Source organism: Flavobacterium sp. 102, from assembly GCF_003634615.1.
Lineage (GTDB): Bacteria > Bacteroidota > Bacteroidia > Flavobacteriales > Flavobacteriaceae > Flavobacterium.
This window is the reverse complement of record NZ_RBKX01000001.1, coordinates 2,401,367-2,427,130: the sequence shown is the minus strand read 5'-3', so window position 1 is coordinate 2,427,130 and position 25,764 is coordinate 2,401,367. Positions and strand designations below refer to the sequence as shown.

Sequence of the window (25,764 nt, the reverse complement as noted above, 5' to 3'; positions counted from 1 at the left end):
CTTCGGTATTTTTTATTATATTTGCTCGCAATTTAACTACAACTACAAATTGCATGAAAGCACACACTTCTAAAATCGTTGGAGAAGGTTTAACCTATGACGATGTACTGCTAATTCCAAATTATTCCGAAATTTTACCGCGCGAAGTCAATATTCAGTCGAAAATATCTAAAAATATTTCGCTAAATGTTCCTATTGTTTCTGCTGCTATGGATACGGTAACCGAAAGTTCGATGGCCATTGCCATGGCGCAAGAAGGTGGAATTGGTGTTTTGCACAAAAATATGACAATTGAACAACAAGCCGCAAAGGTGAGAAAAGTAAAGCGTGCCGAAGCCGGAATGATTATCGATCCGGTGACTTTACCTTTAAATTCAACCGTAGGCGATGCTAAAATGTTAATGAAAGAACACGGAATCGGCGGAATTCCTATCGTTGATGAAAACGGAATTTTAAAAGGAATTGTAACGAATAGAGATTTGCGTTTTGAAAAAATAAATTCACGTTCTATTTTAGAAGTAATGACTTCTGAAAATTTAGTTACTGCTGCCGAAGGAACCACATTACAAGAAGCTGAGGGCATTTTACAACAAAACAAAATCGAAAAGCTACCCGTAGTTGATGCTAATTATAAATTGGTTGGATTAATTACTTTTAGAGACATCACTAAATTGGCACAAAAACCGGTGGCTAATAAAGATAAATTTGGACGTTTACGTGTGGCTGCTGCTCTTGGTGTTACCGCCGATGCATTAGAAAGAGCAACTGCTTTAGTAAATGCCGGAGTTGACGCCGTAATTATTGATACCGCACATGGTCATACCAAAGGCGTAGTTGATGTTTTGAAATTGGTCAAAGCTCAATTCCCCAATTTAGATGTCATTGTTGGCAATATTGCTACCGCTGAAGCCGCTTTGTATTTGGTAGAAAATGGTGCCGATGGTGTAAAAGTCGGCATTGGTCCGGGTTCAATTTGTACAACTCGTGTTGTGGCCGGTGTTGGATTTCCACAATTTTCTGCGGTTTTAGAAGTCGCTGCGGCTTTACGAGGAAGCGGAATTCCGGTAATTGCAGATGGCGGAATTCGATACACAGGCGATATTCCAAAAGCGATTGCCGCCGGTGCCGATTGTGTAATGTTAGGTTCGTTATTAGCCGGAACCAAAGAATCTCCGGGCGAAACTATCATTTTTGAAGGTAGAAAATTCAAATCTTATCGCGGAATGGGTTCAGTAGAAGCGATGCAAGAAGGTTCAAAAGACCGCTATTTCCAAGACGTAGAAGATGATATTAAGAAATTGGTTCCTGAAGGAATTGTTGGTCGCGTACCTTACAAAGGTGAACTAAACGAAAGCATGCAACAATTTGTTGGTGGTTTAAGAGCCGGAATGGGTTACTGCGGTGCCAAAGATATTCCAACATTACAAGAAACAGGTAGATTTGTTAGAATCACCGCAAGCGGAATCGGCGAAAGTCATCCGCATAATGTGACGATTACGAAAGAAGCTCCGAATTATTCGAGATAATTTAGCCATTAGGCAATAGTACAAAAGGCATAAGAAATTAACTTATGCCTTTTGCATTTTAATTTCTTTACGCTTTCATAAACTCAGCTATTCTTTTCTTTTCACCGGCAATCCATAAAATATCGCTGTCTTCTAAGACTAAATGCGATTCCGGATTTAAAATACGCTTACCATTTCGTTCAACACCAACAATAATTCCGTGCGTTTTTTCACGAATTTGAGATTCACGAATGGTTTTTCCTATGCAAACTCGGTTTTTAAGTTCCAGTTTTTGCAATATAATATCGGTTTGTTCGACTTTTTCCGGAACATCAATTTCGTTTTTATCCAAATAAATTTTGAATTCTTTCACCTGATCATCGGTTCCAATTATACTTATCTCATCTCCAGGAAATAAACGTTCTGATCTAATAGGAATATTGATTAAAACATCGCCTCTGCGAATGGACGCAATATTAATACCGAATTGTTCTCTAATTTTCAGTTCCTCTAACGTTTTTCCGGCCAGATTTGATTCTTTGGCAATATTAAAATCAGCCATGTGCCCATCCCAAGGCGATAAAGTATTTTGTCTTTTATTTTCTTTTCGGGTTTCTCTGTCATTAAAGTTGCTAATAAAATGACTTTCAATTCTATTGTAAACCGCATGAAGTTGTTTCGGAAATAAAATATAAGCTCCAATAGCTATTAAGAAGGCAACGAAAGCCACTCCGGTAGAGAAAAAAGTGTTTAACACAAAACCGATATAGAATAACGTAAGTACAATTCTAAAAAGTACCAACATGATTATTGGACCGTGATGTTTTCTTTCTTGCATCAAAATATACACTTCTTTGACCGCAACTCTTCGCAGTGATAAGGCCCATAAAAATGGCGAAAGAATGACTAAAGTTATCAAGGCGGCTATAGCATGACCAAATTTTGAACCTTGAACCATCGGCAAAATAAAATTTGACGAAAGCAAGATGACCGCAACTATGATGATGGAATGTATTATTACTTGTGTCAAATAGCTTCGCAACACAATCTGCCAATTGCTTAGCGACTTGATTTCTTCTGTATTGGCACTATAAAGCTGAATTCTTTTCACCCATTTTCGCGGTAATTTTTTCTCCAAATAACCTGAAAAAGGAACGGCAAATTTTACCATAAAAGGCGTTGTAAAAGTGGTTACAGCAGAAACGGCTACCACAATCGGATATAAAAAATCACTGGTTACTTTTAAGGTCGTTCCTAAGGTTGCAATGATAAACGAGAATTCCCCAATTTGTGACAAACTCATTCCGGTTTGTATGGATTGTTTGAGCGGCTGTCCTGATAATAAAGCACCAATCGTTGAACTTATTGATTGACCAAAAATAACCACAAAAGTCAAGATAGCTACCGGAATTGCATATTCCACTAAAGTTTCTGGGTTGATAAGCATACCAACGGATACAAAGAAAACAGCACCAAACAAGTCTTTAACCGGTTTGACTAAGTGTTCTATATGTTCTGCTTGCGTAGTTTCTGCTATGATTGAACCCATAATAAAAGCACCTAATGCCGGCGAAAACCCAACATTGGCTGCAAAAATTACCATTAACAAACAAAGTGCTAACGAAATAATAAGCATCATTTCATCTGTTAGTAAATGCTTGGCTTTTTTAAGAAGTGTTGGAATAAAAAAGATGCCAACTACAAACCAAATCGTTAAAAAGAAGATTAATTTTAGAACGGCTAAACCCAATTCCATGCCTGAAAATTGCTGGCTGACCGCAATAGTCGAAAGTAAAACCATCATTAGAATGGCAATAATATCCTGAACAATTAGAGATCCGATTACATTTCCGGCAAATTTTTGCGACTTTACGCCAAGTTCATCAAAGGTTTTTAAGATAATGGTAGTTGATGAAATGGATAGAATTACGCCTAAAAAGATGCTATTCATTTTATTCCAACCCATTAATTGACCAACAAAAAAGCCAACCGTAATCATGAAAATTATTTGAGTTAAAGCAGTTATTGAAGCCGTACCTCCTACTTTCATTAGCTTTTTAAAGCTGAATTCTAAACCTAAGCTAAATAAAAGAAATATAACCCCAATTTCAGCCCAAACTTCTACGCTATGCATGTCTTTTACAGTTGGAAAGAAATCAAACTCACTTCCAGCCAAAAATCCTGCAACTAAATATCCTAAAACTAAGGGTTGTTTTAAAATTCTGAAAAGTAAAACCGCAATAGCAGCAGTAATTAGAATTAATCCCAAATCACTGATTAAATCAGGCAAATGAACAGAAGTAGTGGTTGATGATAAAAACATGGGCATTTCTTTTTTTTACAAAATAGTAAAAAAACTGCTTTTTTAAAAACAAATCAAGCAGAATTAAAGAAATTATAACACTTTTTAGCTCTAAAAGACTGTTTTACAAATATTAAATTCCAAGATAATTACTAGGCGTAATTTGCATCAACTCAGCTCGTACCGAATCAGAAACATTTAACGTTCCAATAAAACTATGAATTGATTCTTTGTTCATCACTTCATTCGTTCTGGTCAATCCTTTCAAAGCTTCGTAAGGATTTGGGTAACCTTCGCGTCGTAAAATGGTTTGAATGGCTTCGGCAACTACGGCCCAGTTTTTCTCTAAATCTTCAGCGAATTTTGGTTCGTTTAATAACAATTTGTTCAAGCCTTTTAGAGTCGCTTCAAAAGCAATAATGGTGTGTCCGAAAGGAACGCCAACATTTCTTAAAACGGTACTATCCGTTAAATCGCGTTGCAATCTTGAAAGCGGTAATTTGGCTGAAAGATGTTCAAAAATAGCGTTAGCAATGCCTAAGTTTCCTTCAGAATTTTCAAAATCAATTGGGTTCACTTTGTGTGGCATCGCCGAAGAACCTATTTCTCCTGCTTTGATTTTTTGTTTGAAATAATCCATCGAAACATACGTCCAAATATCTCGGTCTAAATCGATGATGATCGTATTGATTCTTTTTAAGGCATCAAAAAACGCAGCAAAATGGTCGTAATGCTCAATTTGAGTCGTTGGAAAAGAATGTTGCAATCCCAAAGTTTCTTCTACGAAAGTAGTACCGAATTGCTTCCAATCGACATTGGGATAAGCTACATGATGGGCATTATAATTCCCTGTTGCGCCGCCAAATTTAGCCGCAAACGGAATATTGAACAACAAACGCATTTGCTCTTCCAAACGCTCTACGAATACCAAAATTTCTTTTCCTAAACGCGTTGGCGATGCCGGTTGACCATGTGTTCTGGCTAACATAGGAATATCCTTCCATTCCATAGCCAATTCTTTTAACTTGGCAATCAGAGCAATTAGACTCGGCAGGTATACTTTTTCAAAAGCCTCTTTAGTCGAAAGCGGAATCGCAGTATTATTAATATCTTGTGACGTCAATCCGAAATGGATGAATTCTTTGTAATCACTTAAACCTAAAACCTCAAATTTATCTTTGATAAAATACTCAACCGCCTTAACATCGTGATTGGTGATTTTCTCTGTCTCTTTAATTGCTAAAGCATCTTCAGTAGTGAAGTTAATGTAGATATTTCTAAGGGCTTCGAAAGTACTTTTATTTACACCTTTTAATTGAGGTAAATCACTTTCGCATAGCGCAATAAAATATTCAACTTCAACTAGAACTCGATATTTTATTAAAGCTTCTTCAGAGAAAAAAGCAGCTAAAGGTTTGGTTGCTTTACGGTATCTTCCGTCAATAGGTGAAATGGCATTTAAAGTAGTTAGTGACATGTGTTTTGTGTTGTTGCCCTTCGACAAGCTCAGGGAAAATTGTTGTGGTGCAAAAGTAAGTATTAGTTATAAGTTATGAGTTATGAGTTGGGAGTTTTTTGTTGCAAACTAGCTAATTTTTCCCTTAATAATGGAACACCTTCAGTGGCATTCATTGGAATAACTTCTAACGGATTCTGCAAATCATAAATGTTTACCGGCTTTGGATCGATATAAAATATTGGCACATTTCGATTGGCATAATGCATCAAACCTGCCGCAGGATATACTTGAAGCGAAGTACCAATAACCGCCAAATAATCGGCGATTTCGACAATTTCTATAGCTTCTTCAAGCGCCGGAACGGCTTCGCCAAACCAAACAATATGTGGTCTTAATTGATTTCCGGCAGAGTCGATATCACCTAAATTCAAATCGGAAGTCCAATCTAAAACCTCAAATCGATTATGATTATCACTTCTGACTTTTAATAATTCGCCGTGCAAATGCAAAACTTTACTGCTTCCGGCTTGTTCATGTAAATTGTCTACGTTTTGTGTGATGATATGAACGTCAAAATCATTCTCTAATTCGGCTAAAGTAATATGTCCGAGATTCGGTTTCACTTCATGCAATTGTCTTCGACGTTGGTTATAAAAGTTCAAAACCAATGCTTTATTTCTAAGCCAACCGTCATACGAAGCGACTTCCATTACATCATGTCCTTCCCATAATCCATCGGCGTCTCGAAAGGTTTTTATACCACTTTCAGCAGAAATTCCGGCACCGGTTAAAACGACTAGTTTTTTCATTATCATTATTTGGATTTAAAGCTACGTATTTTTTCGTTATTTTGGCACTCGAGACCATTAGGTCGAACTGTACGAAGTAAAAACGAATTTTATGATTGACCTCAATTACCTAAACTATCTCGAAGAATTTTTAACCGAAAACCGCAAAGAGCGATTTCAGAAGGTCTTAGACAATCGTACCAATCACTTTACGATTGCGGTGGAAGATGTGTTTCAGTTTCACAATACTAGCGCGGTTATGCGCAGTTGTGAGGTTTTTGGCATTCAGGAAATCAATATTGTAGAACAACGTTTTGGCAAAAATATTGACAAGGAAATTGCGATGGGTGCACAAAAATGGGTTGACATCAATAAGTTTGACAATATTTCGAATTGCATACAAACCCTAAAAAACAAAGGGTATCAAATCATTGCGACTACGCCACACAATGATTCTTGCTTGCTGCACGAATTTGATGTTACCAAGAAAAGTGCATTATTTTTTGGTACTGAAAAAGAAGGACTTTCCGAAGAAGTGATGCAACAAGCCGATGGTTATTTAAAAATTCCGATGGTTGGTTTTACGGAGAGTTTGAACATCTCGGTTTCGGCTGCAATTATCATTCAAGACATCACTACTCGCCTACGCCAATCGAATGTCAATTGGAAACTGACTGAAGATGAATTGTTGGAAAAGCGTTTACTTTGGGCAAAGAACACTATCAAAGATATTAAACGTATAGAGGAAAGATATTATTCAAAGCAATAATTACTCTTTAATGTATTTCTCGTGTTTTTTAGTCAGCACTTTGTATTGCTCATAACATTCGCTTATAGCGTCCAAAATTTGTAAATCATTAGCCGTTTGAATAAACGATTCTGAGTAATTACAGCGTTGCAGTATTTCAGCTATTTCCTTTTTATCAACTCCTAAAAGAACAGAAATCATTTCCCTATCAAACTTTGATTCTAAAAGCGTACGAACCGTATCGTCTTTTTTCATCGATTTCAGCTTCTTGAGCTCTTTGGGCTTTTTTCCGAAGAAATTATACAACATGTCAGCAGGATTGAAAATAGAGCCTAATACTCTTGTAAAAGCATTTGGCGAACTATCACCGGCTTCGTATGCAGTAGGCAAACCGGAAATACTATAACGGTAGTTTTCTTTTTCAGGAATCAATTTAGAATCTACTTCGAGATAACCGGTTAAATCATATTTTTTTACGACAACTTCTTCTAAAGCAATGGCTTTTTCGGTCATTAAAATTTTAGCTGTTCCATTTTTCAACCAGTCATTGGTTACTCTGACACGCAAAGATTGATATCCTAAAATAGAGATATGAAGTGTATCGCTTACACTAACTTCCATTTCAAAAAAACCACTGGCATTAGTAACCACTCCTTTTACTTTGTTAATGTTAATCACGTTTGCGTTGGTAATAGGCAACAGTGTATTATCATTGATGATTGTTCCTGAAACTTTTTGACCAACAACAGGTTCCTCTTGCGCAAAAGCATTAAAGGAAAGAAAAAACAAAAGAAAAAGAGTAAAATATCTCATAGCAGATTTTGATGGTTTAAAAGTATGAAACTCTTTTAAGATATTTTAATGTTTGTTTGTAGAATTAGAACAAAATTAACAAAAGCTCAAATTAAGAATTGCGAATTAGTAATTATGAATTACGAATTAGGGTTATGTAGAAAAAAAGAAACTCCGTTCCTACCTAAGTAAAACGGAGTTTCATTATATTCCAATTATAAAAAATTCGTAATTTATAATTCGTAATTTATAATTTAAAAGCGTTAGCTTTTTCTTGGTCTTCTTGCTTTTGCATCGTCAAAAGAACGACCGGCTGGTCTGTCAGCGCTTCCTTCAGAACGTCTTGGTGCTCTTTCTTCTCTTTGAAATGAACCTGGTTCTCTTCTTGGCGCTGCATCTCTGTCGCTACGGAAACCACCTTCTCTTGGTGCTGAGTTTCTATCGCTTCTGAAACCTCCTTCTTTTCTTGGTCCGAAACTTCCGCCACCGCTTCTTGGAGCAGAACTTCTACCGCCAAATCCACCAGAGCTTCTGCGTTCTCCGCCACCACTTCTTCCGTTATGGTCACGTCTTTCGCGGCTTCCACCGTCATTTTTAGAAATTTCAACGTTGATTCTTCTTCCGTTCATATCAAATCCGTTAAGGATAGACATTACTTTATCCGTATGCTCTCCGTCGGTGTTAAAGAAAGAGAAACCTTCTTTTACATCTACTTTGAATACATCATCACGACCTAAATCTAGGGTTTCTTTCAAGAAATCTTTCAACTGCATCCAATCGAAATCATCTCTTGAACCAATGTTCACGAAATAACGAACCGGATCACCAGCTCTGATTTCTCTTGGTTCCGAACTTCTCTCGCTTCTTTCACCACCTTTTTCTCCTGATAAATCACGTTTCTTTTTGTAGTAGTTGATGAATCGGTTAAATTCAACAGAAACCATTTTCTTGATTAATTCTTCTTTAGTCAATCCGTCAAGCACTTCATTGATAGCAGGAAGATAGTTGTCTATCTCATGATCTACTTCAGTGTCTTTGATTTTATTGGCTAAGTGCAACAATTGGATTTCGCAGATTTCGATTCCGCTTGGAATTGTTTTCTCTACAAATTTTTGTTGGATGATTCTTTCGATAGACGAAATTTTACGCAATTCACTTTTGGTGATGATTACGATAGAAGTTCCCAATTTCCCGGCACGACCTGTACGACCAGAACGGTGATTGTAAGTTTCAATTTCGTCCGGCAATTGATAGTTTACTACGTGTGTAATATTATCAACGTCAATTCCACGAGCCGCAACGTCTGTTGCCACCAACATTTGGATTTGACGACCACGGAAAGATTTCATAACTCCATCACGTTGTGCTTGAGATAAATCTCCGTGCAAAGCTGCGGCGTTATATCCGTCTTCGATTAGCTTTTCAGCTACCGCTTGTGTATCTCTTTTGGTTCTACAAAAAACTACAGAGAAGATATCCGGATTAGCATCGGCCAATCTTTTCAACGCTTCGTAACGGTCACGTGCATTCACACAATAAAATTCGTGAGAAACTGTAGCCGAACCTGAATTTTTGGTTCCAACCGTAACTTCTGCCGGTTCGTGCATGAATTTTTTAGCAATTCTGGCAACCTCTGCAGGCATAGTAGCTGAAAACAACCAAGTGTTTTTGTCATCTGGTGTATCTGATAAAATCGATACGATGTCTTCATAAAATCCCATGTTCAACATCTCATCTGCTTCGTCAAGAATACAGAAGTTAATGTTTTTAATGTTAACAAGCCCACGATTAATCATGTCTTGCATTCTTCCCGGTGTAGCGACAATAATTTGTGCTCCACGTTTTACATCTCTGGCTTGTTCCGTAATGCTTGCACCACCATAAACTGCCACTGTATGTAAACCTTTTACATATTTTGAGTATTGTTTAATCTCGTTGGTGATTTGTAAGCATAGCTCACGCGTTGGTGATAAAATTAACGCCTGTGTGTTCTTGTTTTCGGCATCAATTTTTTGAATAAGCGGAAAACCAAAAGCGGCCGTTTTCCCTGTTCCTGTTTGCGCTAAGGCAACCAAGTCTGTGTTTTGTTCCAATAGTACTGGAATCGCTTTTTCTTGTACTTCTGACGGATTCTCAAATCCTAGATCTTTGATCGCCAGCAGTAACGATTCATTCAGACCTAATTGTTCAAATTTATTCATATAAAGTTTTAAAATTTGGTGCAAAGGTAAGTTTTTAAAACCATATACGCTAATTTGTTTTTCTTTGATAATCAGAAAGTTAACTTTTACACAACAATAGAACTTAGTTACTGAGTGTCTGAGTAACTGATTTTCAGACATTTTTTGTGTAAATTAACAATGTAATTAGGAGCAGAACTTTTATCTTTCTTCGACTTATGCTCCCGCCATCCGCACTACGCGGTAGTTTGCTCCTATCGGGGCTAGCTTGAATTCAGCTACTCATCTACTCAGAAACTCGACTAATTGCTTCACCGCTAACCCGCGGTGACTGATATTTGATTTTTCTTCTAAAGTCAACTCAGCAAAGGTTTCAGTATAACCATCGGCCACAAAAATCGGGTCATAACCAAAGCCATTGGTTCCTATTTTTTCTTTGATAATTTCACCATTGATTATTCCGGTAAAAAGATGCTGTTCTCCATTTAAATTCAGACAAATGACGGTTTTAAAATTGGCTTTTCGGTTTGATTTACCTTTTAGATTGTCCAATAATTTATCCATATTGTCATTCGCTTCTTTCTGTTCACCTGCATAACGAGCAGAATAAACGCCTGGTTCACCGTTTAAACTGTCCACTTCCAAACCGGTATCATCGGCAAAACAATTGTAACCAAATTTTTCCGTTACATAATTGGCTTTGAGAATAGCATTGCCTTCAATCGTGTCTGCGGTTTCTGGAATATCTTCTGTACAACCAATATCATCTAAACTCAAAATGGCAATTGATTCCGGGAGCAAAAGTTGAATTTCTTTGATTTTATTTTTGTTATTGGAAGCGAAAACTAATTTCATCTTTAAAACTATTAATTGAATTACTGCAAATATGCGAATAATATTTATGTCAATAATCGCAAACCATTAGATATAAAAACATAGTAAAATTCTTTAAAAATAGAATATTACAGCTTGCAAACAATGTAAATTACTACTTATAAATCATAATTTTTGTCATTTTAAAAGTTTTAAGAATTGTTCAATCTCAAAGACCAATATATTCGTAAGTACAATACCACTAAGATTCCAAATGAAAAAAGAAATTACTATACACAAAAGAGATGGATTGTTATGCCTGGTTTGCATTTTTCTATTTTCACTTCAAAATACCACAGCCCAAATTCTTTTACCAAAAAGCAATCTTTCTGAAAAAATTTCCATTCATGAGATTTCCGAATACGTCGATGTTGGTCAACGCGATTTGACATTGGAACAAGTTACAACATCTAAAGATCTTAAATTTAGCCCGATGCTGAATGAAAATACGGATTTTGGGTTTACTACGCACAATTTCTGGATACGATTTCAGCTTAAAAATACTGCCAAAGAAAAGTCATATTATTTTTTTGAAACCGCCAGACCTATAACCGATGTTGCCGAACTTTATGTAATTAGTCAAGATAATAAAATCACAAAATTCATAAGCGGTGATGCTATTCCACGGGAGCAATCAAGTTTTGACCACAGAAAAACCATTTTCAAAATAGAGCTCAATCCCGAAGAACAAAAACAATTCTATCTTCATGTAAAAAGCGACGGTGAAATGCTTTCGATGCCGATGATTCTTTACAGTTTGGAGGCGTTAATTCAAATGACTTCTTTTGAGCAATTTGTCTTTGGTTTTTTTTATGGTATTTTGATTATTGCAGCCATTTTGTATTTGTTCTTTTTCTTCGGGATGCGAGACAAAACATTCCTATATTACAGCATGTATGTGGTCTTTATTGGATTGCTACAATTTGCTATTGATGGTTATTTTTACCAATTTATCACACCACAATCCGGCTGGTTTTCTTTACACGCTGTAATTATATTTGCCTGTATTGCGAATTTCTTCTTAGGTCGATATGCACAAGTTTTTTTGAAAATAAAAGAAACCAATCGAACCATCAATTATGCTTTTTATGTTTTGTATTTTCTTAATGCTGCGTTATTTTTATCCTTGTTCTTTATTCCGAAAGCACTACAATACTCCTATCCTATTGCCAATGCGCTAGGCTTAATTGTTTTGTCATTAATCATTGCTTCACAGATTTCCATTTACAGAAAAACTAAAAAAATTGACCGTTTTTTCGCCATTGGCGTATTCTTCTTAGTTTCGGGTTTTGTCGTTTTTATTCTAAAGAATTTTAGTGTATTGCCTTTAAATTTTTGGACAGAAAACGGATCAAAATTGGGTACCGGAATGGAAGTTATTTTCTTATCCCTTTCGATGGCGAATTTGATTCGAAACCTAAAAAACGAACGGGAAGAACTGCAAACACTAGCCTTACAAAAATCGGAAGAAATGAACGAATTGAAGTCTTATTTCTTATCCAATATCAGCCACGAGTTGCGAACGCCTTTAAATGCCATTTTGAATACCGCTAAATCTATGGCAAAAGAGAGCAATAACAAGGAAATTCAAGACGGAAGCCAAATTATAAAATACTCAACTTACAGCTTATTGAGTTCGGTAAATGACATTCTAGATTTTTCTAAGATTGAAAAAAACGAAATTAAATTAGAACCTTCTGACTTTGATTTAGTCAAAACTGTTGAGCACATCGCTAATAATTTTGAGCGAGAAGCTAGTGACAAAGGACTTGATTTTACTTTTCAAAAAAGTGAGTATTTACCAGAAATGGTCAAAGGCGATGTTGACAGATTAAGCCAAATCCTGCATAATATCTTAAGTAATGCAATCAAATTTACCAATGAAGGATTTATCAAGTTTAAATTAGACACTCAAAAAGACAAAGCCAATAATATATTGGTCACTTTTACGGTAAGTGATACCGGCGTTGGAATTTCGAAAGAAAAAATCAACAGTATTTATTATTCTTTTTCGCAAGAAGGCATTAGCAACAAACGAAAATTTGGAGGTCTAGGACTTGGACTTTACATAGTGAAGCATTTGGTTGATTTGCACAAAGGGAAAATTAAAATTGACAGCACGCCTGATTTAGGAACAGTTTGTGAAATCCAACTCAATTATGAAAATATTGAAGTCGTTAAACAACCGATTTTAGATAATACAACTGCGTTGGAATATGATTTAAAAGGAAAATCCATTTTGGTGGTTGAAGACAATGCCATGAACCAAATGGTCATCAAAATGATTACCAAAAAATGGTTGAATACCACAGTCGAATTTGCCAATAACGGCGAAGAAGGTGTAAAAAAACTAACCGAAAACCATTATGATATTATCCTGATGGATTTACAAATGCCAATTATGGACGGTTATGAGGCCACAATCGCCATCAGAAATGGTGAAGCCGGAGAAAACAAAAAGTCTATTCCGATTATTGCTTTAACTGCAGATGTAATGGAAACTACCAAATCCAGAGTGATTGAAATTGGCATGAATAAATACTTGTCGAAACCGGTTGATAAAGATTTACTTTTTGAAATCATTAAATTATTAGTGTAACTATTTGGCTCTAACCATTAGGAGTAAACTAAATTTATATTTACTTTTGCCTCGTTTTTAAATACACTTTACAATGGTAAAAGATTTATTCGAAAGAATACAAAACAATAAAGGTCCTTTAGGAAAATGGGCTTCTCAAGCCGAAGGTTATTATGTATTTCCAAAATTGGAAGGCGAATTAGGGCCAAGAATGAAATTCCACGGAAAAGATATTTTGAACTGGAGTTTGAATGACTATTTAGGCTTAGCCAATCATCCTGAGGTTCGTCAAGCCGATACAGATGCTGCTGCTCAATACGGCGCGGCTTATCCAATGGGCGCTCGCATGATGAGTGGTCATACCGATGCTCACGAACAATTAGAAAACGAATTGGCTGCTTTTGTTCAAAAAGAAGCGGCTTATTTATTAAACTTTGGCTACCAAGGAATCATGTCATGTATTGACGCTTTGGTGACCAAAAACGATATTATTGTTTACGATGTTGATGCTCACGCTTGTATCATTGACGGTGTGCGTTTGCACATGGGTAAACGATTCACTTACAAACACAACGATTTGGAAAGCATGGAGAAAAATCTTCAACGTGCGACCAAAATGGCAACTGAAACCGGTGGTGGAATTTTATTCATTACCGAAGGTGTTTTCGGAATGCGTGGCCAACAAGGGAAATTGAAGGAAATTGTAGAAATGAAGAAGAAATACAATTTCCGTTTGTTAGTGGATGATGCTCATGGATTCGGTACACTTGGAAAAACAGGTGCCGGAGCTGGTGAAGAACAAGGCTGTCAAGACGGAATTGATGTTTATTTCTCTACGTTTGCCAAATCAATGGCAAGTATCGGAGCGTTCTTGGCGGCAGACAAAGACATTATCGATTATTTAAAATACAATTTACGTTCGCAAATGTTTGCTAAAGCTTTACCAATGATTCAAACCGTTGGGGCGCTGAAAAGATTGCAATTGTTGAGAGACAATCCGGGATTAAAAGACAAACTTTGGGAAAACGTAAACGCTTTACAAAACGGATTAAAAGCGCACGGATTCAACATTGGCGACACTAATACTTGTGTAACGCCGGTATATCTTGAAGGTTCTATTCCGGAAGCGATGGTTATGGTGAATGATTTAAGAGAAAACTACGGTATCTTTTTGTCAATCGTAGTTTATCCGGTTATTCCAAAAGGGATTATCTTGTTGAGAATGATTCCAACGGCTTCTCATACTTTAGCTGATATCGAAGAAACGCTTACGGCATTTGATGCTATTTATGAGAAATTAGTCAATGGTACTTATAAAAAGATTGCTGAGGCGACTACAGTTGACGTAACTTAAATAATTTAAATCTATTTATAATTGAAAAGCCATCCTAAAAAAGGATGGCTTTTTTATTTACACATTTTGCAATCGGCTTTATCTTGATGTTCACCTACTAAGAAACCATCGTTGTTGAGTTTGTAATGACAACAATCCATAAAGCCTTGTTGGAGTAATTTTCGACCTCTTTGAATTCTTGATTTGGCACCGGAAAGTGTAATACCTAATAAATTAGCGACTTCTGCTTGTTTTTTTCCTTTGATTTCACTTAACAATAAAGGTTCACTGTATTTTTCGGGTAGATTTTTTATAAGTGGTAACAAACAGCTTTTGGCAGAATGTATTTCTTCATCTGCAGAAAAATCATCGGCAACATCTTCAATAGGAAATGGTATGGATTTTTTATTCAAAAAATTCATCAAAGTGTTGTGAGCAATTGTAAAAACCCATGATTTTACACTTTCCTTTTTTTGTAAAGAAGCAATATTTAAATGAATTTTGATAAAAACTTCTTGCAACACATCATTAGTTGTATCCTCATCTTTGATTTGGCTAAAGACATATCGTTTCAAATCTTTGGAATAAACTTCCCACAAAGATTCAGAAGTAAAAGAATCATTATCTGATAAAAGAATAGCTTTCTTCATAATAAAACAAAAAAACAACCTTATTGCAGTCAGCAACAAGGTTATTGGTTATTTAACAAGAACAGTTGGTACAAGTACAATTTTCACAAGTACAACTCGTACAGTTACATTCTTGGCATGAAGCACATTGACATGTGCAAGTTTCGTTCGTTTTCATGATATATAATTTTAATGTTATACCCATTAGACCTGAGAAACATCAAAAAGACGCAAAATAAAATCTTTTTTTATCAATCAAAGTTACATATTAATCATAAAAAAAGCGGACTAAAAGTCCGCTTCAATTCATTCTTATGCAAAATATTATTTATTGTACTTTGATAATTTTGCTTTCGTCAATGTTATATGCTTTCACTACTGCATTATAATCATTCAAATCTACACTGCTGGTTTTACCCAAAAATGCAGGAATTACGACAACTCTCAGCACTTGATTTAATCTGACACTTGAAGATAATCCAGCCAAATCGAAACCATCCATATACACTTCGGCATCAAATTGGGTAAAATTAAAATCATATCTAAAATCTAAAGTACCATCATCAAAATAAAAGGTTTCAGGTAGTGGTTTCCATATATCATCTCCTTGATTAGTTATATCTGACAAACGATAAACTAAAACCATGTCAGAAGTAAAAATAGGATGAGGATATTCGAGCAGTACCGTGTAGTTATTTGGTAAAAAATCCACATTGCTATATTCAAATACTTCTGCAATAGTATCATTGTCAATATCGTCATTTGTGTTGCAACTTTGTAGCGTTATCATTCCGATAAAAGCTAAAATAAGGGTAAACTTTTTCATAATATATAGGTTTTAAATGATTAATGATATTTCGCTCAGTTCAATATTGATGCCAAACTTTCTTTTTAAGAAATTTTTATAATTGTAAAATATAACTACCTTTGGAAATACCTGACTGTCACCCGCAGTCTTCCTCTTAATATCAAATGTATTTTTGCCCTATGGGAAGAAACAATCCAAGAAATATCAAAGCGCACAACGACAAACTTCACAAAGCGCAAGATAAGGAAAAAGAGAAGAAAGCGACACGTGCCGAACTGTTAAAAGCGATTGTAAAAAAGTTTAATGAGAATAAAGACGAAAAATAAAAACCTCACATTGCTGTGAGGTTTGTTATATATAAAAAGTCTGTATTTACATATTTCTTCTATACTGCCCACCAACTTCAAACAAAGCCGAAGTAATTTGTCCCAATGAACAATACTTCGTCGCTTCCATCAATCTTTCAAACAAGTTTTTATTGGAAATGGCTGCTTCTTGTAACATGTTTAATTGTTCTTCTTCAATACCGGTATTGGCTTGGTGTAACGTTTCTAAAGTTTTGATTTGGAATTGCTTTTCTTCTTCTGTCGCGCGAATAACTTCTAATGGCACAACTGTTGGCGAACCTTTTGAACTCAAAAATGTATTTACACCAATGATTGGGAATTCTCCGGTATGTTTCAAAGTTTCGTAGTACAAACTTTCTTCTTGAATTTTACTTCTTTGGTACATCGTTTCCATAGCACCAAGAACACCACCGCGTTCCGTAATTCTGTCGAATTCTTGCAAAACGGCATCTTCTACCAAATCGGTTAGCTCTTCGATGATAAACGAACCTTGTATTGGATTTTCGTTTTTGGCTAAGCCCAATTCTTTATTGATGATTAACTGAATCGCCATCGCACGACGCACTGATTCTTCTGTTGGTGTAGTAATCGCTTCGTCGTAAGCATTCGTGTGCAATGAATTACAATTGTCATAAATCGCATACAAAGCTTGTAAAGTCGTACGGATATCATTAAAGTCAATTTCTTGAGCATGCAACGAACGTCCCGAAGTTTGGATATGGTATTTCAACATCTGTGCTCTTTCGTTGGCACCGTATTTTTGTTTCATGGCTTTCGCCCAAATTTTACGCGCTACTCTACCGATTACCGCATATTCAGGATCTATTCCGTTGGAGAAGAAGAACGATAAGTTTGGCCCGAAATCATTAATGTTCATCCCACGGCTTAAGTAATATTCCACGTAAGTGAAACCATTCGCCAACGTAAACGCCAATTGGGTAATTGGGTTCGCTCCTGCTTCGGCAATGTGATAACCTGAAATCGAAACCGAATAGAAGTTACGCACATTCTTTTGGATAAAATATTCTTGAACATCGCCCATCAATCGCAAGGCAAATTCGGTCGAGAAAATGCAAGTATTTTGCGCTTGGTCTTCTTTTAAAATATCCGCTTGAACCGTCCCGCGTACTTGCGTAAGCGTTTTAATTTTGATATCGTCGTAAATTTCTTTGGGTAAAACTTGATCTCCGGTAACGCCTAAAAGCATTAAACCTAAACCGTTATTTCCTTTTGGCAAATCACCGTTGTATTTTGGACGCGCTACTTTTTTGGTTTTATAGATTTCATTGATTTTCTCTTCAATTTCGACTTGAAGATTGTTGTCAATGATGTATTTTTCACAGTTTTGGTCGATAGCCGCATTCATAAAGAACCCAAGCAACATCGGCGCCGGACCGTTAATCGTCATCGAAACTGAAGTCATCGCGTGACTCAAATCGAAACCGGAATACAATTTCTTAGCGTCATCTAAACAACAAATAGAAACACCGGCATTCCCGATTTTTCCATAAATATCCGGACGCAAATCAGGATCGTTTCCATACAAAGTTACACTGTCGAAAGCCGTTGACAATCGCTTCGCAGGCATGCCTAAAGAAACATAGTGAAAACGACGATTGGTTCTTTCCGGCCCACCTTCTCCGGCAAACATACGCGTTGGATCTTCACCTTCTCTTTTGAACGGATACAAACCTGAGGCAAATGGGAATTCTCCGGGAACATTCTCTTGTAAATTCCATTTTAAAATATCGCCCCAAGCTTGGTATTTAGGCAGCGCTACTTTTGGAATTTGAGAGTGAGACAAACTTTCAGTGTGCGTTTCAATTTTGATTTCCTTGTCACGCACTTTAAAGCTGTACACCGGATTTTTATACTTGTTGACCTTGTCATTCCAAGTCAAGATAATTTCCCAATTGAATGGATCAAGGTTCATTTTTACTCGGTCAAATTCTTTAACCAATAGGTTTAAGAAGTCTTTGTTATCTTCATTGAAATTCAAACTGTTAAATTCAATTCCGGATTTGTCAATTTCGGCTTGTTTTTTTGCAACCGACTCAATCGTTTTGAAAATACCATACAACTTTTGAGCAACTTCAACTTGCGTTAAAACCGTCTCATCATACTTTCGATTGTTCTCGGCAATCTCCGATAAATAACGCGTTCTGTGTGGCGGAATTACGAATATCTTCTCACTCATTTCACGAGTGATTTCGAAAGTCGATTTTAAATCGGCTCCGGTTTTTTCAACAATCTTATCCATGATTTTTTTGTAGAGCGTATTCATTCCGGGATCATTGAATTGGGAAGCAATGGTTCCAATAACCGGCATTTCATCAGGATTGGTATCCCAAAGATTGTGATTGCGTTGGTATTGCTTCTTCACATCACGAATCGCATCCAAAGCGCCTCGTTTGTCAAACTTATTAATGGCAACCAAATCGGCAAAATCAAGCATATCGATTTTCTCTAATTGCGTTGCGGCACCAAACTCAGGCGTCATTACATATAGCGACACATCAGAATGCTCTAAAATCTCCGTATCACTTTGACCAATTCCGGAAGTTTCCAAAATGATAATGTCATATTTTGCGGCTTTCAACACCTGAATCGCTTCGTTTACATATTTAGACAAAGCCAAATTCGACTGACGTGTAGCCAACGAACGCATATAAACTCGAGGATTGTTAATCGCATTCATTCGAATTCTATCTCCTAATAAAGCACCGCCGGTTTTGCGTTTCGAGGGATCGACTGAAATCAATCCGATAGTTTTTTCAGGAAAATCAATTAGGAATCTGCGCACTAATTCATCTACTAAAGACGATTTTCCGGCGCCACCGGTTCCGGTAATTCCTAAAACAGGAATGTGAGTTGTTTCGTTTTTCTTGTGGATAGCGTCCAAAGTATCTTTGGCCACATCCGGGAAATTCTCAGCCGAAGAAATCACTCGAGCAATCGCCGTTGGATTTTTTTCTTCCAAATGATTGATTTCACCATTCAATTCATCGCCAACAGGATAATCAGATTGTTTTACTAAATCGTTAATCATGCCTTGCAAACCCATAGAACGTCCATCATCCGGAGAATAAATTCGGGTAATGCCATATTCATGCAATTCCGAAATCTCGGAAGGCAAAATTACGCCACCGCCGCCGCCAAATATTTTGATATGGCCTGCGCCTTTTTCCTTTAATAAATCGTGCATGTATTTAAAGTACTCATTGTGTCCGCCTTGATAAGACGTCATCGCAATAGCATTGGCATCTTCTTGAATGGCTGTGTTCACAACTTCTTCTACACTACGGTCGTGACCAAGGTGAATTACTTCCACTCCGGTCGCTTGAATGATGCGTCGCATGATGTTTATTGCGGCATCGTGACCATCAAAAAGAGAAGCTGCAGTTACAATTCTGACTTTATTTTTAGGAATATACGGGATTTGTGGTTCCATTTTGAGAATATGATAATTTAAGTGCCGCAATTTACGCAATTAATAAAAATTACACAGTAAATTGATGGCATAATTTTTGTCAAGTTTAGACAAATATTAACAGTTGCCTATTAATCTATTTTTAACTTTGGCATTCAAATCTTTACCATTCTTTTCTATGAAAACTAAGATTCACAACACCAGTGCCAGCGAACTGGTGAAACAATTCCAAAAAAACAATTTAATCAACATGACTAAAACAATCCTTGCTCTTTTAATCTCGTATAGCTTGCTAAGCTGCGCAGAACTACAACAAGTAGCCAATCAATTTCCTGAACTAAATCAAACCGGTCAGCTTGACATTGCCGGCGGACTAAAAGAAGCGCTCAACAATGGAATATCTAAACAAGTATCCAAATTAACCGCAATGGATGGTTTTTATAAAAATGAAGCTGTAAAAATCCTAATGCCGGAAGAATTACAAAAAGTGGATAAAGCTTTGAGAAAAATTGGTTTAAGTTCATTAGCCGATGACGGAATAAAAATGCTGAATCGCGCTGCTGAAGATGCGGTGAAAGAGTCGACTCCAATCTTTGTAGATGCTGTAAAGCAAATGAGTTTTACCGACGCTAAAAACATTTTGATGGGTAATGAAAGTTCGGCAACGACTTATCTACAAACTACAACCACTACGCCATTGTATGCCAAATTTAATCCGGTGATTAAAAACTCCTTTGCCAAAGTGGGTGCCGATAAAGTTTGGAATAATATTATTTCCAAATACAATTCGATTCCATTGGTAAAAAAAGTAAATCCAGACTTAACAGATTACACTACAAATAAAGCTTTGGAAGGTGTTTATAAAATGATTGCTGTAGAAGAAAAAAACATCAGAACCAATTTGAATTCGAGAACTTCAACCTTATTGCAAAAAGTTTTTGCTTTGCAAGATAAGAAGTAATAAGGGGTTTCTAAAATTTTAGAAATCAATAACATAAGTATAACATAACGTTAACATAAGAATTTTAAAACACACCTTATCTTTGCTGTATAATAAATTGGTTTTTTATTATATTTGGTTAGGTTAGTTAAAAAATCGCCGGTGCTTGGGAAAGCATCGGCATTTTTTTTACGCTATTTTTTCGTGAAGTTTTTTGAAATAAGCAAAGGCTTTTACCAATCGGCTGCCATACCAAGAAAACATTTCTCCATCTACAAAAACAGTTTTCGCATGATGTGTAAAACGACCTAATTCAAAGGCGTGCTCATCAGTAAACGGGAAAGGTTCTGAAGAAAGCAACACCAAATCAGGATCGCCTTGAATTCGCATTTTCTGCACAATCACTTCAGGATATCTTCCTTCGTATTTTGGATTATTGTCATAAATGTTTTCAAATTTATTCAACTTTAATAACTCATTGATAAAAGTATTTCCAGCTGCTACCATATAAGGATTTGCCCAAATAAAATAAGCCACTTTATTGACTTCTTTGTCTTGGATGAAATGTTGAAAATCGGCGTAAGCAAAATTGATTTTGTCTATCCATTTCTGCGCTTCAATTCTTTTGTTGAAAAGCAAACCAAAATCTTCCATCATTTTCAAATTATCATCCAGCGTAATGATATCAGTAACCCAAACCGGACAAATTTTTGATAATGCTTCAACTATCTCTTGAGTATTCTCCTCTTTATTGGCAATGATAATATCAGGTTGCAACAAACGAATTTTTTCGAAATGTACTTTCTTGGTACCGCCAATGATTTTTTTTGTTGATTTAAAATGAAAAGGATGCACGCAAAATTTAGTAACACCTACAATACTTTCTTCCAAACCCAAATCATATAACAATTCTGTTTGAGATGGTACTAAAGAAACTATTCGCTTTGGTGTTGATGCAAAAGTGTGCGTTGTTCCGAATTGGTCTGTGAAAGTTTTCAAGCTGGATTATAATTTCATGATGGCTTCCATTTCTTGTTGCAATTTCAGTGCTTCTTCCCTAGCCTTTTGAGCAAAATCCTTTCCACTTGAAGCATAAATAATACCACGAGACGAATTAATTAATAGACCAATATCATCATTCATTCCATATTGACAAACTTCCGAAAGACTCCCGCCTTGGGCACCAACTCCGGGAACGAGAAAAAAGCTATTGGGTACAATTTTACGAATTTCGGCAAAATATTCTGCTTTGGTAGCACCTACTACATACATCAAGTTATGACTGTTCTTCCATGTTTTAGAAGTCTTGATTACCGTTTTGTATAATGCAGAACCTTCTATGCTTTTCGTTTGGAAATCAAAAGCACCTTCATTAGACGTTAACGTCAATAGGATAGCATGTTTGTTTTCAAAAGCAAGAAACGGTTCAACCGAATCTTTCCCCATGTATGGCGCAACGGTAACTGAATCAAAATTTAAATCTTCCAGAAAAGCTTTGGCATACATGGTTGATGTATTACCGATATCGCCTCGTTTGGCATCGGCTATCGTAAAAATTTCAGGATGGTTTTCGTTAAGATAATTAATGGTCTTTTGCAATGATGTCCATCCTTTTAAACCATATGCTTCGTAAAAAGCGGTATTAGGTTTATAAGAAACGCATAAATCATGAGTCGCGTCAATTATGGCTTTGTTGAATTCAAATATTGGATCTTCGAGTGCCAATAAATGTTGCGGAATCTTTGTTAAATCGACATCCAAACCTATGCAAAGGAAAGATTTTTTTTGGCGGATTTGTTGAACGAGTTGCTGTGTTGTCATTTTTTGTAGTTGTTGTGCAAAGTTACAAATTGGATTGCACAATGTGATAATTTTATAAACTTCCTTGAAAATTATATAACGAGCTTACCGTGACTCTGAAATAAATTTGTAATGCTGATAATAAGTAATGCCTTAATTATTATCGCAAATAATAAAAGTTGGGGTTAGAGAGAAAAAAAAGCCGTATTTATTTACGGCTTTTTTGATGGAAATATTTTGTTACTTTTACAGGCTAAAAATAATCCAAATCTTTATATGAAAATCTTTATCAAATTTGACTTTAATGCTGTTTGTCGAAGAGTTTTAGACGATAAACTTCTTAAGTTTGGCATAAAACACCGAGTACTTGGCTTTGGTGAAGTTGAAATCTTGGAAAAAACCGATACTCAAAAGTTTACCGAGTTCACAGAAGAACTCAAAGAATACGGTATTGATATTATTGAAAATCAAAAAACAATTTTGGTTCAAAAAATGAAAGATACCATCATTGAGATGATTCATAGTCCGGAATTAGTAAATGTCAAAAGCTCTGTTTATCTTGCCGAAAAATTGAGTCACAGCTATGGCTATCTATCCAATTTGTTTTCAGATGTAACCTATACTTCAATAGAGAATTACATCATTATGCAAAAAATTGAATATGCCAAGCAGCTCATTGTGAGTGCCCATTTAAGTTTAACAGAAATTGCTTTTAAATTAAATTATTCGAGTGTTGCCCATTTGAGTACTCAATTTAAAAACGTCACTGGTATTACACCATCGGCTTTTCAAAGAATTATAACCAAGAGAAGAGAGATTGCTAACAAAAAATAATTTATGGATAAGGAATATATACACATCATTTTGGCGGATGACGATGAAGATGACAGGCTCTTTTTTACCGATGCGTTTGATGAATTAAAAATCAATACCAAAGTCAACACCTTTAATGATGGTGTTGAATTGATGAATTATCTTAACAAACCCGATGCTATTTTGCCCAATGTCCTATTTCTGGATTTAAACATGCCGAGAAAAAACGGTATCGAATGTCTTGATGAAATAAAAATGGACGAAAAGTTCAATGATATTGCCATTGCTATTTTTTCTACTTCTTCCTCTGAAGAACACATAGAAGAAACCTTTGTCAGAGGTGCAAATATTTATATCAAAAAGCCAAGTGATTTTGCTACGCTGAAAAAAGTACTGTCTGATGTTGTAACGATTAATTGGCAATACCATACATCGGGATTGAATAAAGATAATTTTTTATTACGCATGTAAAAAGAACCAACACCATGAAACTAAATGCATTTTATAAATCTCCTATTTTTCTCAAAAGCATTTTTGTGGTTTCTATTTTTGCTATCTTTTTTATTTCCGCAGTTACTTTTAAACACATCAATCTATTAAATAATTCCTCTAAATGGGTTAACCATTCCTATGATGTAAATCTGGAGTTGGAACGTTTGTTCTCCTATTTAAAGGATTCCGAAACCGGCCAACGTGGTTTTTTAATTACTAAAGATTCTACTTTTTTAGAACCTTATCTGAGTTCGAAAGAAAAAATTGATCGTTCTTTTAAAATTGTAAAAAGCTATACTAAAAATGATCCGGCTCAGGAAAACAACTTGAGAAAACTACAATTATACATCAGTAAAAGACAAAACTATCTTTCTAAAACGTTGCATCTTTCTTTAAATAGAAAGCTGGATGACAAAAAATTAAAAGAACAACTCATTATTGGGAAACATACCATGGATAGTGTTCGCAGTCAAGTAAACTCTATGATTCTATTGGAGAAAAAAAACTTAAAATTAAGAGAGTTAAGTTATAAAGACACTATCAAGGTTACGCCTATTTTTATTTACGTCACTTTACTGATAACCTTAGTTTTAATCTCCATCTCTTATATCAGAATTACTCGAGATTTAGAAAAATTACAATTATCAAACAACCGTTTAACTGTCTTAAATGAGTCGAGTAACTTAGCTGAAATTGTGGGTAGTTTTGGTAGTTGGCAACTCAATATTGACAGCCACGAATATACTTTTTCAGATAATATTTATCGCCTCTTGGGATGTGAACCGCAATCGTTTAAAAATGGGCAGGAAGATTTTTTGAAATATGTTCATTCAGAAGACAAGTCCTATTTTGAAGGTATCACATCCGATAGACTGGAAAAAGATAATTTACCGCCTTTCACCTATAGAATCATCGCTAAAGACAAAAAGTTACTTTACTTTAGGACTACCGGTAGAATTGTAACCAATAAATCCGGTCAAAAAATCTTAATCGGAACTACTAGTGATGTAACTGAGGAAGTTTTAGCTTCTTTATCGTTGGAACAACAAAACATAGAACTCGAAGCCAGTAACAAAGAACTATTAGCGTTTAACTATGTTGCCAGTCATGATTTGCAGGAACCTTTGCGAAAAATTCAAACTTTTATTTCAAGACTTTCCGATAAAGAATATGACCACCTTTCTGATAATGGAAAAGAATACATTACCCGAATCCATTCTTCGGTTGACCGAATGAGAATATTGATAGACGATTTGCTTCAATATTCGAGAGCGAATAAAACAGAAAAGGTTTTTGAAAAAGTAAATCTCGGTGACTTATTAGAAAATGCCAAATTCGATTTGGCACAATCAATAGAAGAAAAAAACGCGGAGATTGAGAGCGAAAAGCTACCTAAAATGACTGTGATTCCTTTCCAAATTCAACAATTATTTATTAATTTAATTGGGAATTCTTTGAAATACAGTAAAGAAAATGTAACTCCAAAAATTAAAATTTCTTCTAAAAAAGTAGTAGCGCTGGAAGAAGACTTGATTCCGAAAAAGACCAAAGACAAATTCTATAAAATTACTTTTGAAGATAATGGAATCGGTTTCGAACAAGAATATGCCGAAAAAATATTCATTCTGTTCAACCGTCTGCACAATAAAAATGAATACGCAGGAACCGGAATCGGACTAGCTATTTGTAAAAAGATTGTCGAAAATCACAAAGGCTATATTTTTGCAGAAGGCAAGCCAAAAGAAGGATCAAAGTTTACCATTTACCTTTCCGACGATTGTTAAAACAATTTAATCATTCTAAAATATTAAAATCCTATGTAGTCTGCGTAGGATTTTTTTGTGACCGTAATGGAAATTCTATAACAATTTGGAGAATTCTTGTAACGCAAAATAATTCAAACGATTGCAACTTTGTGGTGTAAAAAATATACCAATTTATTGTTAA

General features: G+C 35.6%; 20 protein-coding genes. 9 read left to right on the top strand and 11 right to left on the bottom strand.

Annotated elements, in window-relative coordinates:
• The first annotated feature begins 53 nt into the window (after positions 1 to 53).
• Positions 54 to 1,526, top strand: coding sequence for an IMP dehydrogenase (guaB, locus tag C8C84_RS10450; RefSeq protein WP_121313585.1), 1,473 nt, complete (start codon positions 54 to 56; stop codon positions 1,524 to 1,526).
• Between the two features lie 67 nt (positions 1,527 to 1,593).
• Here the strand turns inward: guaB and C8C84_RS10445 are convergent, their stop codons facing one another.
• From C8C84_RS10445 to C8C84_RS10435, 3 genes are all read right to left on the bottom strand, one after another.
• Positions 1,594 to 3,834, bottom strand: a complete 2,241-nt coding sequence (locus C8C84_RS10445; RefSeq protein WP_121313584.1) for a cation:proton antiporter — start codon at positions 3,832 to 3,834, stop codon at positions 1,594 to 1,596.
• A gap of 106 nt (positions 3,835 to 3,940) precedes the next feature.
• On the bottom strand, positions 3,941 to 5,284 hold the full coding sequence (purB, locus tag C8C84_RS10440; protein ID WP_121313583.1) for an adenylosuccinate lyase: 1,344 nt from the start codon (positions 5,282 to 5,284) through the stop codon (positions 3,941 to 3,943).
• An 80-nt stretch (positions 5,285 to 5,364) separates the two neighbouring features.
• On the bottom strand, positions 5,365 to 6,078 hold the full coding sequence (locus tag C8C84_RS10435; protein ID WP_121315041.1) for an NAD-dependent deacylase: 714 nt from the start codon (positions 6,076 to 6,078) through the stop codon (positions 5,365 to 5,367).
• Between the two features lie 88 nt (positions 6,079 to 6,166).
• Here C8C84_RS10435 and C8C84_RS10430 point away from each other — a divergent pair, with 88 nt between their 5' ends.
• Positions 6,167 to 6,823, top strand: coding sequence for an RNA methyltransferase (locus tag C8C84_RS10430; RefSeq protein ID WP_121313582.1), 657 nt, complete (start codon positions 6,167 to 6,169; stop codon positions 6,821 to 6,823).
• Here C8C84_RS10430 and C8C84_RS10425 read toward each other — a convergent pair whose 3' ends face one another.
• The 3 genes from C8C84_RS10425 to C8C84_RS10415 form a co-directional block, all read right to left on the bottom strand.
• A complete protein-coding gene (locus C8C84_RS10425) occupies positions 6,824 to 7,615 on the bottom strand; it encodes a carboxypeptidase-like regulatory domain-containing protein (protein WP_121313581.1) in 792 nt (263 codons plus the stop codon).
• Positions 7,616 to 7,857: 242 nt separating this feature from the next.
• Positions 7,858 to 9,795, bottom strand: coding sequence for a DEAD/DEAH box helicase (locus C8C84_RS10420; RefSeq protein WP_121315040.1), 1,938 nt, complete (start codon positions 9,793 to 9,795; stop codon positions 7,858 to 7,860).
• A 261-nt stretch (positions 9,796 to 10,056) separates the two neighbouring features.
• A complete protein-coding gene (locus tag C8C84_RS10415) occupies positions 10,057 to 10,629 on the bottom strand; it encodes a non-canonical purine NTP diphosphatase (RefSeq protein WP_121313580.1) in 573 nt (190 codons plus the stop codon).
• Between the two features lie 232 nt (positions 10,630 to 10,861).
• Here C8C84_RS10415 and C8C84_RS10410 point away from each other — a divergent pair, with 232 nt between their 5' ends.
• Both C8C84_RS10410 and C8C84_RS10405 read left to right on the top strand, forming a co-directional pair.
• Positions 10,862 to 13,246, top strand: coding sequence for a hybrid sensor histidine kinase/response regulator (locus C8C84_RS10410; RefSeq protein ID WP_121313579.1), 2,385 nt, complete (start codon positions 10,862 to 10,864; stop codon positions 13,244 to 13,246).
• A 73-nt stretch (positions 13,247 to 13,319) separates the two neighbouring features.
• The gene (locus tag C8C84_RS10405) at positions 13,320 to 14,579 is read left to right on the top strand and encodes a pyridoxal phosphate-dependent aminotransferase family protein (protein WP_121313578.1); all 1,260 of its coding nucleotides are present in this window, start codon (positions 13,320 to 13,322) and stop codon (positions 14,577 to 14,579) included.
• 53 nt (positions 14,580 to 14,632) lie between these two features.
• Here C8C84_RS10405 and C8C84_RS10400 read toward each other — a convergent pair whose 3' ends face one another.
• Both C8C84_RS10400 and C8C84_RS10395 read right to left on the bottom strand, forming a co-directional pair.
• Complete coding sequence (locus tag C8C84_RS10400) at positions 14,633 to 15,208, bottom strand: sigma-70 family RNA polymerase sigma factor (protein ID WP_121313577.1); 576 nt, start codon at positions 15,206 to 15,208, stop codon at positions 14,633 to 14,635.
• 307 nt (positions 15,209 to 15,515) lie between these two features.
• Positions 15,516 to 16,013 carry a hypothetical protein gene (locus C8C84_RS10395; RefSeq protein ID WP_121313576.1) on the bottom strand — a complete coding sequence of 166 codons (498 nt, stop codon included), beginning with the start codon at positions 16,011 to 16,013 and terminating at the stop codon, positions 15,516 to 15,518.
• A gap of 161 nt (positions 16,014 to 16,174) precedes the next feature.
• Here C8C84_RS10395 and C8C84_RS17130 point away from each other — a divergent pair, with 161 nt between their 5' ends.
• Complete coding sequence (locus tag C8C84_RS17130) at positions 16,175 to 16,321, top strand: hypothetical protein (RefSeq protein ID WP_199717148.1); 147 nt, start codon at positions 16,175 to 16,177, stop codon at positions 16,319 to 16,321.
• A 46-nt stretch (positions 16,322 to 16,367) separates the two neighbouring features.
• On the opposite strand, the gene C8C84_RS10390 is transcribed toward C8C84_RS17130, so the two are convergent.
• Positions 16,368 to 19,793 carry a methylmalonyl-CoA mutase family protein gene (locus tag C8C84_RS10390; RefSeq protein WP_121313575.1) on the bottom strand — a complete coding sequence of 1,142 codons (3,426 nt, stop codon included), beginning with the start codon at positions 19,791 to 19,793 and terminating at the stop codon, positions 16,368 to 16,370.
• 229 nt (positions 19,794 to 20,022) lie between these two features.
• Here C8C84_RS10390 and C8C84_RS10385 point away from each other — a divergent pair, with 229 nt between their 5' ends.
• Complete coding sequence (locus C8C84_RS10385; RefSeq protein ID WP_121315039.1) at positions 20,023 to 20,733, top strand: DUF4197 domain-containing protein; 711 nt, start codon at positions 20,023 to 20,025, stop codon at positions 20,731 to 20,733.
• A 168-nt stretch (positions 20,734 to 20,901) separates the two neighbouring features.
• Here the strand turns inward: C8C84_RS10385 and C8C84_RS10380 are convergent, their stop codons facing one another.
• Positions 20,902 to 21,711 (bottom strand): ABC transporter substrate-binding protein, encoded by an 810-nt coding sequence (locus C8C84_RS10380; protein WP_121313574.1) that lies wholly within the window; start codon positions 21,709 to 21,711, stop codon positions 20,902 to 20,904.
• 6 nt (positions 21,712 to 21,717) lie between these two features.
• Positions 21,718 to 22,533, bottom strand: a complete 816-nt coding sequence (gene pyrF, locus C8C84_RS10375; RefSeq protein WP_121313573.1) for an orotidine-5'-phosphate decarboxylase — start codon at positions 22,531 to 22,533, stop codon at positions 21,718 to 21,720.
• A gap of 255 nt (positions 22,534 to 22,788) precedes the next feature.
• On the opposite strand from pyrF, the gene C8C84_RS10370 reads away from it, so the two are divergent.
• From C8C84_RS10370 to C8C84_RS10360, 3 genes are read left to right on the top strand one after another with little or no spacing between them, the layout of a single operon-like run.
• Complete coding sequence (locus tag C8C84_RS10370) at positions 22,789 to 23,346, top strand: AraC family transcriptional regulator (protein WP_121313572.1); 558 nt, start codon at positions 22,789 to 22,791, stop codon at positions 23,344 to 23,346.
• A gap of 3 nt (positions 23,347 to 23,349) precedes the next feature.
• Positions 23,350 to 23,796 carry a response regulator gene (locus C8C84_RS10365; RefSeq protein ID WP_121313571.1) on the top strand — a complete coding sequence of 149 codons (447 nt, stop codon included), beginning with the start codon at positions 23,350 to 23,352 and terminating at the stop codon, positions 23,794 to 23,796.
• 14 nt (positions 23,797 to 23,810) lie between these two features.
• Positions 23,811 to 25,601, top strand: coding sequence for a CHASE3 domain-containing protein (locus C8C84_RS10360; RefSeq protein ID WP_121313570.1), 1,791 nt, complete (start codon positions 23,811 to 23,813; stop codon positions 25,599 to 25,601).
• Positions 25,602 to 25,764: the final 163 nt, after the last annotated feature.